Source organism: Streptomyces sp. NPDC051243 (assembly GCF_044455405.1).
GTDB lineage: Bacteria > Actinomycetota > Actinomycetes > Streptomycetales > Streptomycetaceae > Streptomyces.
Genome location: NZ_JBITES010000001.1, coordinates 597,998 through 611,009 on the forward strand (window position 1 = coordinate 597,998; position 13,012 = coordinate 611,009).

Sequence of the window (13,012 nt, forward strand, 5' to 3'; positions counted from 1 at the left end):
CGTCGCTCTACGCCTGGGCCCGCCCCCCCCCCCCCCCCCCCCCCCCCGGGGGCCCCCCCCCCGCCCCCCCCCCCCCACGACCTAGTCGCGAGCGTACGGGGTGCGATCGGTTCGGCGCACACGACCCGCTGCCGCCGTCGGTCGGGTACGGCCACCGCGGCGACAAGACCGACGAGCGCGCCGACCACGGTGTCCACGATCCGCTCGGTGATCAGCCGGCCGGGCTCCTGGAACCCGGCGAACTCGGTGATGAGCAGCGCCATCGGGGTCACGCAGACACTGCCGAGCCAGTAGTTGCGGCCGATCAGCGCCTCGGCCCCGAAGTTGAGGGCGAGGCAGCACAGGACCAGGGCGACCTCCCCTGAGTGGGCCACCGGAACCAGCGCGGCGAAGAGGAGCACGCCGAGCAGGTTGCCCACGACCCGCTGGACCCCACGGCCCCAGGTGAGGGTGAGGTTGGCCTGGTACAGGGATGCCGCGGTGACCAGGGCCCAGTAGGGGCGGCCGATCCCCAGCGCGAGGGAGGCGTAGCCGGCGAGGGCGCAGCCGAGGGCCACGCGCACGGCGAGCGGGGCAAGGGGGCGCAGGCGGCGCCTCAGCGGGGCGGGGGGCGAGGCGACTTTGGTGCCCGGGCCGGTGAGGTCGTCCACCTCCGGGACAGGGCCGTTGCCGCGGACCTGCCCGGCCCAGGTGCGCAGCGGCCCGGGGTCCGCGTCGGCCGGGGCGGCGAGGGCGACCTCGGCGCGCACGAGGAGGCGTTCGAGGGCACGGCGGGTCTCGGAGGGGCGGCCCGCGGAGAGCAGGGCCTGCCGGGCGGCGTGTACGGCGGTGACGGCGGGGGCGTGGGTCCGGGCGTGATGCTCACCATGGCCGCCCGCGTCTGCGGTGCCGCCCGCCTCCACGTGCGCCGCTGCCGCGCTCAGGGCGCCCGCGACGGCCCGGCGCTCCGGTCCGTGCGGACGCAGCAGGCCCGGAGCCATGCCGACGAGCCATGCCCAGGCGCCGGCCGCGGCGGCCAGTGCGAGATGGCCGGGGACCTGGGCGAGGGACTGCGGGGTGAACACGGCGGCGGAGCTGACGAAGGTGAGGACGACGTTGCCGGGCGGGCCGATGCGGGTCGCGTCGCACAGCACCTTCTGCGCGGCGGCCAGCAGCGCGCCGACGGCGACCAGGACCTCGGCGCGGTGCGTGAGCGAGGCCGCGGCCAGTGCGACGGCAAGACCGCCGAGCATCCCGAGCACCACCCATGCCAGGGCGCGGGCCCGGGCGGCGTAGGGGCGGTTGTGGGCGTAGAGCGCGCACAGGGACCCGGCCATGGTGTACATCGCCAGATCGAGCCGGCCCAGCGTCAGCAGGGCGAGGTTGGGTGGGGCGACGGCGACGACCACGCTCAGGGCGGGCTTGAACCAGATGTCGGAGGGCCGGCCGAGGCGCAGCGCTCCGGCGAGCGGGATGCGACTGCTCATGCAATCAGCTTAGCAAGTGTTTTACTCGTGAATGAAGTGCCGGGAAGTGGTCACCGGCGCGATGACCTGCCGTGCTCCGCCGAATGCTCCCCGTGTACACCCTTGCGCTCGCTTGCGCGCCGCACGACCGGGGCATCGACGGACTGTCAGACCGTCGAGCGGGGAGGGTGCGCGTGCACGGACCGGCTTCGCACGGCTGGCTGCTGGTCGCGCTGTGTGCGGCGACCGGGGCCTACTGTCTGCTGCGGATGCGCAGCCACGTCGAGGAGCAGCGCCGGGCCGCGGGCGGCGAGGCGCTGATGGGCTTCGGCATGGCGGTGATGGCGGTTCCCACCGCGGTGTTCACCCCGCCGTCGTGGGCCTGGCCCGGCTACGCGGCGGTGTTCGGCGCGGCCGCCCTGCACGCGCTGTGGTCGGTGCGGGCGGACGCCCACCAGTTGCACCACCTGGTGGGGTCATCGGCCATGGTCTACATGGCGGCCGCGATGGCCGCGCCCCCGGGGCACGCGGGCGGGCACGGCGGTTCCGGGATCCCGCTGGTGACGGGCATGCTGCTCCTGTACTTCACGGGATACGTACTGCTGTCCGGCGTCCGGCTGGTGCCCGTCGCCGCGGGCGGCGCAGGTATCGGGGGCGTCGGGGGCGTCGGCTGGGGGGACCGGCCGGAGCTGGCGCGGGCGTGCAGGCTGTCCATGGGGATCGCCATGGTGGCGATGCTGCTGACCCTCTGAACGGGCGCTCCGCAGGGCGGCCAACCCCCGTGGGCTGCGTCACTTCGACGCGGTGGTCCGTACCGGTGGGCGGTACGGCGCTCATAGGGTGCTGCCCATGATGGTCCCCGCGGCACTGTTGCTGCTCGGCGCCCTGACCGCCGTCGTCGCCCCCCGGCTGCTCGCCCGGGCCGACTGGCCGGACCGTGAACCGGTGGTGGCGCTGTGGGCGTGGCAGTCCGTGGTGGCGGCAGTACTGCTGTGCTGTGCGCTGTCGATGACGCTCAGTGCGGCGTCCGCCTGGCATGCCGTGCGCGGCCATGTGTTCGCCCCTGCGCCGCGGGCCGTCGTGGAGGCGTACGCGCTCGGTGTGGGCGGTCCCTGGGCGGCGACGACGGCGGTGGCCCTCGCGTGCGGTGGGCTGTGGACCGTGGCGATGCTCGTGCGGGAGGTCGTACGCACGCGTGCCCGGCGCAGGCGACGGCGGACCGAACTCCTCGTCCGTTCCCCGCTGTTGCCCGGCGAGCAGCCGGCGAACGACCGGCTGGTGGTCCTGGAGGGCGAGCGGCCGGACGCCTGGTGGCTGCCCGGCGCGGCACCCCGGTTGGTCATCACCACCGCCGCGCTGCGCCGTCTGAAGGGACGGCAGCTGGACGCCCTGCTGGCCCACGAGCAGGGCCACGCGCGCGCCCGGCACGACTGGCTGCTGCACTGCTCGGCGGCGCTGGCGGGCGGATTCCCGCAGGTACCGGTGTTCGCGGCGTTCCGCGACGAGATGCACCGCCTCGTCGAACTCGCCGCCGACGACATGGCCTCCCGCCGCTTCGGCCGGCTGACGACCGCCCTCGCCCTGGTCGAACTCAACGAGGACCGGGGCGTGTTCGGCCCGTGCCCGACCGCGCAGGCGCAGGTGCCGCAGCGGGTGCACCGCCTGCTGACTCCCCCGGACCGGCTTACGGCGGGCCGTCGGCTGCGGCTGACGGCGGCGGCAGCGCTGGTGCCGGTGGTGCCGGTGCTGGTGGCGTTCGGGCCGGGGCTGCGGGCGCTGGGGTAACCGGGCCGGCTGCCGGTATCCGGACCGGGTCCGGTGGCGCCTCTCACCCAGGGACAGCCCGATTCCCGCCTGACGGGCGCCGGATCGGCCGCTTTCCCTGCGGCGGGCGACGCCGGAACGACCGGTTTCCGCTGTGGCGGGCGTCGCAAACCCACCCCCGGCATTGGCCTCTCGCCCCATCGGTCGGCGAGGATCGCAGTATGCACACCCGGTCCGTCGAATCCCCGCCCCGCCCACCGGCCGAGCGCAGCACCACCCGCTGGGCCGGTGCCCTGGCCCTGTGCTCCGTGCTGCTCCTCGCCCTGGTGGCGGTCCGGTGGTACCCCCTGATGAACCTCGACGGCGACATCGCCGAGACCACCCACCGCTGGGCGGTCGACGAGAAGGGCGTCACGCACGCGTTCCGCATTCTGACGGACTGGGTCTGGGATCCCTGGACGATGCGCATCCTGACCGCGGCGGTCGCGATCTGGCTGGTGTGGCGCAGAGCCGCGCGCTGGACGGCACTGTGGCTGGTGGCCACCTGCGCGCTCGCCACCGTGCTCCAGCAGTCCCTCAAGGCCCTGCTGGACCGCCCCCGCCCCGTCTGGACCGACCCGGTCGACTCCGCCCAGTACGCCGCCTACCCTTCCGGCCACGCCATGACGGCCGCCGTGGTGTGCGGCCTCCTGCTGTGGCTCCTGCACCGCCACGGCCCCGAACGCACCGTGTGGCGCACGGCCGTCACCGTGGCCGTGATCTCCGTGGCCGGCGTCGGCCTGACCCGGGTGTGGCTGGGCGTCCACTGGGCCACGGACGTGGTGGGCGGCTGGCTGCTGGGCGCACTGGTCGTGGTGCTGGCGGTGCGGGTGCACACGCGCTGGCGGGGGTGAGCGTGCCGTAGCGCCGTCACGGCCATGTCGGCGATCTTCCCGCGCGACGGCACACGGCCCCGTAGGATCCGCCGCATGACCGCAGTTCTGTTCGATTTCTCCGGAACTCTCTTCCGTGTCGAGTCCACCGAGTCCTGGCTGCGCGGAGCGCTCGCCGAGGGCCGGATGGAGCTCGGCGAGGCCGAACTGGCCGAGGCCGCGCGAGGGCTGGAGGCGATGGGCGCGTTGCCGGGCGGGGTCGGTCCCTCGTGGCTGCCCGAGGACGTGGCGAGTGTGTGGGGCGTGCGGGACAAGAGCGCGGAACTGCACCGGGCCGCCTACACCGGGCTGTCCCGGCATGTGCAGCTCCCCGACGACCGGCTGCACGACCTGCTCTACGACCGTCACATGACACCGGCCGCGTGGGTGCCCTACCCCGACACCGCGGAGGTGCTGCGGACGCTGCGTGAGCGCGGCGTCCGCGTCGGCGTGGTCAGCAACATCGGCTGGGACCTTCGTCCCGTGTTCCGGGAGCACGGCCTCGATCGGTATGTGGACGCCTACGTGCTGTCCTTCGAGCACGGCATCCAGAAGCCCGACGCGCGGCTGTTCGCGGCCGCCTGCGCGGCGCTCGACGTCGATCCGCGCGATGTCGTCATGGTCGGCGACGACCGCCGGGCGGACGGCGGCGCGGCGGCCCTGGGTTGTGCGGTGCACTTCGTGGACCATCTGCCGGCGCCACAGCGACCCGACGGACTGCGGCCGGTGCTGGATCTCGTGGGCGGCGCCGCGCGGGCGAACGGTTCCGGCCCTGATACGGACGAATAGCCGTCCCGGGACGCTCGCCGGCCTCGGACGATCCCCCGCGTCGCCCGAGGCAGGCGGCAGCCCCGACCAAGCCGAATCGAGGCCGGCCCGGAAGCGCTGAGTATAGTTGGCTGGCAGCCAGTCAACGCAGGAGTTACAGCATGTCCCCGCGCAGCGCCTCGGTCAATGAAGAGCTGCGGCGGCGATCCCGGGAGCGGCTTCTGCAGGCTGCCGTCGAGCTGGTCGGCGAGCGGGGATACGAGGCCACGACGCTGGGCGACATCGCGGACCGGGCGGGCTCGGCGCGTGGCCTGGTGTCGTACTACTTCCCCGGCAAACGCCAGCTGCTGCAGTCCGCCGTGCACCGCCTGATGCACCGCACGCTGGAGGAGGCGCTGGAGCGCGAGCCGCGCAGCGAGGACGGGCGCGAGCGCATGGCGCGGGCCATCGACGCGATCCTGGGTCTGGCCCGGGACCGGCCCGTGCTGATGCGCCAGCACATGGCGGGGATCCTGCAGGCCGAGGGCTTCGTCCAGTGTCCGGAGCAGCGGCGCCTGGCGGAACTGCTGCGGGACACCTGTGTACGGTACGGCTCGCCGGACGTCGACGCCGACTACCCGATGCTGCGCGCACTGCTCATGGGCGCCGTCTACGCGGCACTGGTGCCCGGTGCGCCGATGCCGGTGGCGGTGCTGCGCGCCGACTTGTTCAAGCGCTACCGGCTGGAGTGGGAGATGGGAGTCCCGCCGGACTCGGGGACCGAACCCGGCGGGACGTGCGACACCGATCTGTCTCGGTTCTTCGCGACCGGGTCGGTGCCCGGCTGCCCGGACGGTCAGTCGAAGTAGTCCGGCTGTGTCTGGACGTTGAGTTCGCGCACCGTGACCCAGCGAGCCGGGTTCGTGCGCCGGTCGTCGATCTTCAGGACGTCGAAGCCCCTGGCGTACTCGTTGGAGTAGATGTAGCCGTTGTAGTAGTACGCCGACCACGAGCCGCCCGACTTGATCGTGTCCGTGGTGAGCGGGCCCCGGTCGAAGTACGCGATCTCCCTCGGGTTGTCCGAGTCGGTGAACTCCCAGACGGAGACGCCGCCCTGGTACCAGGCCTGGACCATGATGTCCCGGCCCTTGACCGGGATCAGCGAGCCGTTGTGGGCCACGCAGTTCTCGGTGGCCGCCTGGTGCCGGGGGATCTTGAAGTAGCTGCGGAAGGCGAGCTTGCGCTGGTCTCCCCTGCCGACGATGTCGTAGATGCCGTCGGCTCCGCGGTTCGGGCCGATCTCCGCGTTGCAGGTGGCCGCGCCGCCGCCGCCCAGCTCGTCGGTGAAGACGACCTTGTTCGCCTTCTGGTTGAAGGTCGCCGAGTGCCAGAACGCGAAGTTCACGTCGTCCCGGATCCGGTCGATGACCTTCGGGTGCTCCGGGTCCGCGATGGACAGCAGGATGCCGTCGCCCATGCAGGCACCGGCGGCCAGGTCCTTGGAGGGAAGCACCGTGATGTCGTGGCAGCCGGTGGTCTTGCGCACGCCTCCGGGCGGACCGGGGTTGCCGCCGCCGTCCGGGCCCTCACCGGGGAAGAGCACCGGGAAGTTCACCACCGCCGCCTTCTCCGGCGCCTTGCGCGGCACCTTGATGACGGAGATGCCGTCGTGCGGGGGCTGGCAGTCGGGGTAGGTGGCGTCCGGCGAGTACGAGGAGACGTAGATGTAGACGTTCCTGCGCTCCGGCACCAGCGTGTGGGTGTGCGAGCCGCAGGCGGTCTCGACCGCGGCGACATACTTCGGGTTGGTCTTGTCGCTGATGTCGAAGACCTTCATGCCCTCCCACGAGGACTTCTCGGTCGCCGGCTGGGTGGTGCTGTTGCAACTGCTGTCGCTGCGCGAGGAGTCGGTGGACAGGAACAGCAGGTCGCCGGAGACGGAGACGTCGTTCTGCGAGCCGGGACAAAGGACCTGGGCGACCGTCCGCGGGGCCCTCGGGTTGCTGATGTCGAAGATACGGAAGCCGTCGTAGTTGCCGGCGAAGGCGTACCTGCCCTGGAAGGCGAGGTCCGAATTGGTGCCCTGCAGCACGTCCTTGGGGACGAACGCCAGGTGCTCGATGTTCTCCGAGCGGACGATCTCGTGCTGGCCGGGTATCTCACCGTCCGCGAGAGCCTCCCGAACCTCGGCCCGGGTGCTCTCGGAGACCTCCTTCTCCGCGACTGGGCCGTCCCCCGGGTCGGGGGTCGCGGCAGCGGGCTGCACGGTCAGCAGCGCGGCCAGGAGTCCGGCCGCCGCAGCGGCAACTCCCAGGCATCTGCGCCGTCTTCGGGGAATACTGAACAGGATCACTGTTTTCCTCCCTTGTCCGTCCCACTGGAACGGTTCGCGCAAGCCCGAGTATCGTCTTCGCCATGCACATATCAATAGGGGGCAATGAACATGTAACGAAGACGCCCATCCGCCGCACACCCGCGTTCGCCGCCGCTCTGGCCGCCCTGGCCGTACTCACGCTCGGCGGCTGCGACTCCGGGACCGAGGCGGCCGAGGAGGGCGGACCTTCGGTGATCGTGCCCGGCAAGCCCGGCGAGGAGAACCGGAAACTGTCCGCCGAGGAGGCCGCACGGCAGCGCGCCGAGGACGACTCCCCCAACTCGGCCGACGTCGCCTACGCACGCATGATGATCGAGCACCACACCCAGGCCCTGGAGATGACCGAACTCGCCGCGGACCGCGCCGAGTCGACGAAGGTCAAGGCCCTCGCCGAGCGGATCGCCGCCGCGCAGGGCCCGGAGATCAGCGCCATGAAGGGCTGGCTGAAGAACCACGACAAGCCCGAGAAGGCCACGGACAGCGGCGGCCACGAGCAGCACGGCACCATGCCCGGCATGGCGACCGAGGCACAGCTGAAGAAACTGCGCGCCGCGCGCGGAACGGCCTTCGACCAGCTCTTCCTCACCCTGATGATCACCCATCACGACGGGGCGCTCACCATGGCGACGGACGTGAAGGGCCAGGGCAACAACATCGCGATCGAGGAGATGGCCGACGAGGTCGTCGCCCAGCAGACGAGCGAGATCACGCGGATGCGGGACATGCTCTGAGGGACCCGCTCCGCCGGTGGGGGCGCAGTCAGCGGCAGGTGCGTTCCGCCTTCGGGGCCGAGCTCAGCGGCGGGCGCGGCGCGGCGTCAGGAAGCCCGCGTCGCGCGCCTGGCCGATGAGCCTGAGCGACCTGCGGCGGCTGTGTCCAGTCGCGCGCATCACCGCGAGGACGGGGTCGGCTCCCTGCTCCTGAGCCGCGCGGTACTCCTGTGCCACGAGCCACTGCCCCTCGACACCCAGCGGCCAGGGCGGCCGGGCCCGACTCGGCCCGGTACCCTCGCGGACCGGTTCGCCCCCCGCCCCGCACGCCTTGGAGAGCGGATCCTCGATCCAGTCGGCGAGTGCCGCCAGGTCGTCCAGGGAGAGCGCCGGACGGGCCCGGACGTCCTCGATGGAGACGCCCTCCTCGGACACCACGGCGAGCGCCTCGACCCGGGCGCCGTCGCCGAACTCCAGCCGGACGCCCAGCCATGCCGTGGCGCCGGCACCGTCCCGCACTTCCCACGCGGGCCACACGGACACGATGCCGTCCGAAGCACAACGATCGGAAAGATTAAGAAAGGATGCTTCCAGCACACACGCAACGTAACCGCATGATCACATTCCATACTGAACGAACACGCCTCCCGGTCGGCGCACTGCACCCTGTCAGCGGAGCGTCCGTGGTGCGATGCTGGACTCGAGAGCGACTCCTGGAGATTCCCGAAGCCCCCGACAAACCCTCGTCCAAGGAGTTCCGCCGTGCTGCGTGTCGCCGTCGTCGGCTCCGGGCCGAGCGGGTGCTACACCGCCCAGAGCCTGGTACAGCAGGACCCCGACGTGGTCGTCGACGTCCTGGACCGGCTGCCGTGCCCCTACGGCCTGGTGCGGTACGGCGTGGCGCCGGACCACGAGAAGATCAAGTCCCTGCAGAACAACCTGCGGACGGTCCTGGAGCACGAGCGGGTGCGCTTCCTGGGCGGCGTCCAGATCGGCCCCGACGGAGTGCCGGCGGACCGGCTGCGGGACCTCTACCACGCGGTCGTGTACTGCGTGGGTGCCGCCACCGACCGCCACCTCGGGATTCCCGGCGAGGACCTGCCGGGCAGCTGGTCGGCGACCGAGTTCGTGTCCTGGTACAGCGCCCATCCGGATGCCGTCGACGACGGGTTCGTGGTCGGCGCGCGGTCGGCGGTGGTCATCGGCGTCGGGAACGTCGCGGTGGACGTCACGCGGATGCTGGCCCGGGGCACGGCGGAGCTGAGCCCCACCGACATGCCCCAGGGGGCGCTCACCGCCCTCGCCGCGAGCCGGGTGAGCGACATCAGCATGGTGGGGCGCCGCGGCCCTTCGCAGGCCCGCTTCACCACGAAGGAGCTGCGGGAGCTGGGCACCCTGCCGGACACCGAGGTGACCGTGGACCCCGAGGAGCTGGCGGCGGATCCGGCGTGCGCCGACCCCTCCGCGCTGCCCGCCCCCCAGCGCCGCAACGTCGAGGTACTGCGCGGCTGGGCCGAGGCCCCGGCGCGCGAGGCCCGCCATCGCATCTGCCTGCGTTTCTTCCTGCGGCCCGTCGAACTCCTCGCCGAGGCGGGGCGCGTGGCCGCGGTGCGCTTCGAACGGACGGCGCCCGACGGGCGGGGTGGAGTGACCGGCACCGGGCAATACGAGGACGTCGAGGCCCAGTTGGTGCTGCGTTCGGTGGGCTATCGCGGGGTACCGCTGGAGGGCCTGCCGTTCGACACGTCGACCGGCACGGTGCCGCATGTCGCCGGGCGGGTGGTACGCGAGGGCCTGGTCACGCCGGGCGAGTATGTGGCCGGCTGGATCAAGCGGGGCCCGACGGGCGTGATCGGCACGAACCGGCCGTGCGCGAAGGAGACGGTGACGTCGCTGCTCGAGGACGCCGACGTCCTCGTACGCAGAGAAGTGCCCGAGGACCCGCTGACGGCACTGCGCGCCGAGGGAATCGAACCGGTGGAGTGGACGGGTTGGTGCGCGATCGAACGGGCGGAGGCGGAACTGGGGGCGTCGCTGGGCAGGGGTGTGGTGAAGCTTCCCGATTGGGAATCACTGATGATCGCCGCACATGACAACGTCCTTTAGGGGCGGACCCGCACCGGGCAACGAACCGGCAACACCGCCGAAATCAACAATCTGTTCAAGGAGTCTACGGTCCCGCCCATGACCACAACGGCACACCCCGTCGACGAAGTCCCACCCGCCCGCCACCTGGCCGCCTTCGGGCTGCAGCACGTCCTCGCGATGTACGCCGGCGCCGTGGCCGTCCCCCTCATCGTCGGCGGAGCCATGAAGCTCCCACCGGCCGACCTGGCCTACCTGATCACCGCCGACCTGCTGGTGTGCGGCATCGCGACACTGATCCAGTGCATCGGCTTCTGGCGCTTCGGCGTACGGCTGCCGATCATGCAGGGCTGTACGTTCGCCGCCGTCTCCCCGATGGTGCTGATCGGCACGACGGGCGGCGGGCTCCCCGCGATCTACGGCTCGGTGATCGTCGCAGGACTCGCGATCGTGCTGCTGGCTCCGGTCTTCGGAAGGCTGCTGCGGTACTTCCCGCCCCTGGTGACCGGCACCGTGATCCTGATCATCGGCCTCTCCCTGCTGCCGGTCGCGGGCAACTGGGCGGCCGGCGGCGTCGGTTCCGCGGACTTCGGGGAGCCGAAGAACCTCGCACTGGCCGCGTTCGTCCTCGCCGTGGTGCTCGGCGTGCAGCGCTTCGCGCCGGCGTTCCTCAGCCGGATCGCCGTACTGATCGGCATCGTGGTGGGGCTGGCGGTCGCCGTGCCGTCGGGGTTCACGGACTTCGGCGGGGTGGGCGACGCCGACTGGGTCGGGATCAGCACGCCGTTCCACTTCGGCGCACCCACCTTCGAGTTCTCGGCGATCGTGTCGATGCTGGTGGTGGCGCTGGTGTGCATGACCGAGACGACAGGGGACTTCATCGCGGTCGGGGAGATGACCGACCGCAAGGTCTCGCCGCGCTCCCTGGCGGACGGCCTGCGCGCCGACGGGCTGTCGACGGTGCTGGGCGGCGTGTTCAACACCTTCCCGTACACGGCGTACGCCCAGAACGTCGGCCTCGTCGGCATGACCCGGGTGCGCAGCCGCTGGGTGGTGGCCACCGCGGGCGGGATTCTCGTGCTGCTGGGGCTGCTGCCCAAGCTGGGCGCGGTGGTGGCGGCGATACCCGCTCCGGTGCTGGGGGGTGCGGGGCTGGTGATGTTCGGGACGGTCGCCGCGAGCGGGCTGAGAACGCTGGCGGAGGTGGACTTCAAGGGCAACAACAACCTGACGGTGGTGGCCGTTTCCGTGGCCATGGGCATGCTGCCGGTCGGTGTGCCGACGGTCTACGAGAAGTTCCCGGACTGGTTCCAGACGGTGATGAACAGCGGGATCAGCGCGGGCTGCCTGACGGCGATCGTGCTGAACCTGCTCTTCAACCACCTGCCCGCGAAGGCGGGCTCAGGCGCCGCCGAGCCGGGCGGCCTGCCGGGCGGCGGCCTCGAGAAGGGTGTCGAGAAGTCCCGGGAAGAGGCCGTCTAGGTCGTCCTTGCGCAGGCCGTTCATCTTGGCCGTGCCCCGGTAGATCTGCTGGATCACACCGCTCTCGCGCAGCACACGGAAGTGATGTGTGGTCGTGGACTTGGTGACCGGCAGGTCGAAGTGCGAACAGGAGAGCTCGTCGCCGACGGCGGCGAGCTCTCGCACGATCTGGAGGCGCAGCGGGTCGGACAGCGCGTGCAGCACGCCTTCCAGACGGATCTCCTCGCGCGCCGGGTGCGGGAGGTCTCGGCTGCTGACAGCGGGGCTGGTCACGGCGGCTCCAGTTCATCGGGTTCTGTCGCCACCATTGTACGAGAACCCTCGTAGTTTGACACTTCCCGTACTACGATGCTTATCGTACGACTTGACAGCTGGTCCCCGTGACGAAATGGAGTCCGCCGTGAGTGCGCTCTTCGAGCCCTACACCCTGCGCGATGTGACGTTCCCGAACCGGGTGTGGATGCCCCCGATGTGCCAGTACTCGGCCGCGCCGGAGGGCCCTGGCACAGGCGTCCCCGACGACTGGCACTTCGCGCACTACGCGGCCCGCGCGGCCGGGGGCACGGGGCTGATCATCGTCGAGGCCACCGGGGTCGGCCCGGAGGGCCGGATCACCCCGTACGACCTGGGGATCTGGAACGACACCCAGGTCGAGGCCTTCCGTCGCATCACCCGGTTCCTGGTGTCGCAGGGCACGGTGCCGGGCATCCAGCTCGGGCACGCCGGCCGCAAGGCGTCGACCGACCAGCCCTGGAAGGGCGGTGCCCCGGTGGGCCCGGACGCGCACGGATGGCAGCCGGTGGCGCCCAGCCCGGTCGGGTTCGCCGACGGGCACCCCGTGCCGACCGAGCTGACGGTCGCCGGGATCCAGGAAATCGTCCAGAAGTTCGCGGACGCCGCCCGGCGCGCCCTCGCCGCCGGCTTCGAGGTCGCCGAGATCCATGGCGCCCACGGCTATCTGATCGGCGAGTTCCTCTCCCCGTACTCGAACCACCGCACCGACGAATACGGCGGCTCGTACGAGAACCGCACCCGTTTCCCCCTCCAGGTCGTGGACGCCGTACGGGAGGTGTGGCCGGACGACAAGCCGCTGTTCTTCCGCATCTCGGCGACCGACTGGCTGGAGGACAACGGCTGGACCGCCGACGACACCGTCCGTTTCGCCGCCGATCTGCAGGCCCACGGCATCGACCTGCTCGACGTCTCCAGCGGCGGCAACGCCGCGAGCGCGCGCATTCCCGTCGGCCCCGGGTACCAGGTGCCGTTCGCCGCGCGGGTGAAGGCCGAGACCTCGCTGCCGGTCGCCGCGGTCGGGCTGATCACCGAGGCCGAGCAGGCCGAGAAGATCATCGCCAACGGTGAGGCGGACGCCGTCCTGCTCGGCCGCGAGCTGCTGCGCAACCCGTCGTGGGCACGGCACGCGGCACGGGAGCTGGGCGGCGAGGTGCACGTGCCCGACCAGTACCACCGGTCCGTCTGATCGCCCGCCCGCCG

General features: G+C 71.8%; 13 protein-coding genes. 9 read left to right on the forward strand and 4 right to left on the reverse strand.

The window, feature by feature from the left end; translation table 11 throughout:
• On the reverse strand, positions 1-1,466 hold a 1,466-nt coding region (locus ACIBAG_RS02660), incomplete at its 3' end, for an FUSC family protein (protein ID WP_399100118.1).
• A gap of 173 nt (positions 1,467-1,639) precedes the next feature.
• On the opposite strand from ACIBAG_RS02660, the gene ACIBAG_RS02665 reads away from it, so the two are divergent.
• The 5 genes from ACIBAG_RS02665 to ACIBAG_RS02685 all read left to right on the forward strand — a co-directional run bounded on the left by ACIBAG_RS02665 (position 1,640) and on the right by ACIBAG_RS02685 (position 5,736).
• Entirely contained in the window at positions 1,640-2,197 is a 558-nt protein-coding gene (locus tag ACIBAG_RS02665; RefSeq protein WP_399100120.1) for a DUF5134 domain-containing protein, read from the forward strand.
• Between the two features lie 97 nt (positions 2,198-2,294).
• Positions 2,295-3,230 (forward strand): M56 family metallopeptidase, encoded by a 936-nt coding sequence (locus ACIBAG_RS02670; protein WP_399100122.1) that lies wholly within the window; start codon positions 2,295-2,297, stop codon positions 3,228-3,230.
• A 200-nt stretch (positions 3,231-3,430) separates the two neighbouring features.
• Positions 3,431-4,102 carry a phosphatase PAP2 family protein gene (locus tag ACIBAG_RS02675; RefSeq protein WP_399100124.1) on the forward strand — a complete coding sequence of 224 codons (672 nt, stop codon included), beginning with the start codon at positions 3,431-3,433 and terminating at the stop codon, positions 4,100-4,102.
• A 75-nt stretch (positions 4,103-4,177) separates the two neighbouring features.
• Positions 4,178-4,909 carry an HAD family hydrolase gene (locus ACIBAG_RS02680; protein ID WP_399100126.1) on the forward strand — a complete coding sequence of 244 codons (732 nt, stop codon included), beginning with the start codon at positions 4,178-4,180 and terminating at the stop codon, positions 4,907-4,909.
• Between the two features lie 140 nt (positions 4,910-5,049).
• Complete coding sequence (locus ACIBAG_RS02685) at positions 5,050-5,736, forward strand: TetR/AcrR family transcriptional regulator (RefSeq protein WP_399100128.1); 687 nt, start codon at positions 5,050-5,052, stop codon at positions 5,734-5,736.
• Here ACIBAG_RS02685 and ACIBAG_RS02690 read toward each other — a convergent pair.
• Positions 5,724-7,220, reverse strand: a complete 1,497-nt coding sequence (locus ACIBAG_RS02690; protein ID WP_399100130.1) for an LVIVD repeat-containing protein — start codon at positions 7,218-7,220, stop codon at positions 5,724-5,726. The genes ACIBAG_RS02685 and ACIBAG_RS02690 overlap by 13 nt on opposite strands.
• A 62-nt stretch (positions 7,221-7,282) precedes the next feature.
• Here ACIBAG_RS02690 and ACIBAG_RS02695 point away from each other — a divergent pair, with 62 nt between their 5' ends.
• A complete protein-coding gene (locus ACIBAG_RS02695) occupies positions 7,283-7,972 on the forward strand; it encodes a DUF305 domain-containing protein (RefSeq protein ID WP_399100132.1) in 690 nt (229 codons plus the stop codon).
• A gap of 63 nt (positions 7,973-8,035) precedes the next feature.
• Here the strand turns inward: ACIBAG_RS02695 and ACIBAG_RS02700 are convergent, their stop codons facing one another.
• Positions 8,036-8,494, reverse strand: coding sequence for a DUF6214 family protein (locus ACIBAG_RS02700; protein WP_399100134.1), 459 nt, complete (start codon positions 8,492-8,494; stop codon positions 8,036-8,038).
• A 219-nt stretch (positions 8,495-8,713) separates the two neighbouring features.
• Between ACIBAG_RS02700 and ACIBAG_RS02705 the strand changes: the two genes are divergently transcribed.
• Positions 8,714-10,057, forward strand: a complete 1,344-nt coding sequence (locus ACIBAG_RS02705; RefSeq protein ID WP_399100136.1) for an FAD-dependent oxidoreductase — start codon at positions 8,714-8,716, stop codon at positions 10,055-10,057.
• 78 nt (positions 10,058-10,135) lie between these two features.
• Positions 10,136-11,518, forward strand: a complete 1,383-nt coding sequence (locus tag ACIBAG_RS02710) for a nucleobase:cation symporter-2 family protein (protein ID WP_399100138.1) — start codon at positions 10,136-10,138, stop codon at positions 11,516-11,518.
• On the opposite strand, the gene ACIBAG_RS02715 is transcribed toward ACIBAG_RS02710, so the two are convergent.
• On the reverse strand, positions 11,438-11,791 hold the full coding sequence (locus tag ACIBAG_RS02715; protein ID WP_399100140.1) for an ArsR/SmtB family transcription factor: 354 nt from the start codon (positions 11,789-11,791) through the stop codon (positions 11,438-11,440). The genes ACIBAG_RS02710 and ACIBAG_RS02715 overlap by 81 nt on opposite strands.
• 127 nt (positions 11,792-11,918) lie before the next feature.
• Between ACIBAG_RS02715 and ACIBAG_RS02720 the strand changes: the two genes are divergently transcribed.
• A complete protein-coding gene (locus ACIBAG_RS02720; protein WP_399100142.1) occupies positions 11,919-12,998 on the forward strand; it encodes an NADH:flavin oxidoreductase/NADH oxidase in 1,080 nt (359 codons plus the stop codon).
• The last annotated feature ends 14 nt before the right edge of the window (positions 12,999-13,012 follow it).

Excerpts from the sequence above, each read along its gene's own strand:
- ACIBAG_RS02710 (WP_399100138.1), top strand. The coding sequence starts at position 10,136 with ATGACCACAACGGCACACCCCGTCGACGAAGTCCCACCCGCCCGCCAC.
- ACIBAG_RS02670 (WP_399100122.1), top strand. The coding sequence starts at position 2,295 with ATGATGGTCCCCGCGGCACTGTTGCTGCTCGGCGCCCTGACCGCCGTC.
- ACIBAG_RS02695 (WP_399100132.1), top strand. The coding sequence starts at position 7,283 with ATGCACATATCAATAGGGGGCAATGAACATGTAACGAAGACGCCCATC.
- ACIBAG_RS02685 (WP_399100128.1), top strand. The coding sequence starts at position 5,050 with ATGTCCCCGCGCAGCGCCTCGGTCAATGAAGAGCTGCGGCGGCGATCC.
- ACIBAG_RS02675 (WP_399100124.1), top strand. The coding sequence starts at position 3,431 with ATGCACACCCGGTCCGTCGAATCCCCGCCCCGCCCACCGGCCGAGCGC.
- ACIBAG_RS02680 (WP_399100126.1), top strand. The coding sequence starts at position 4,178 with ATGACCGCAGTTCTGTTCGATTTCTCCGGAACTCTCTTCCGTGTCGAG.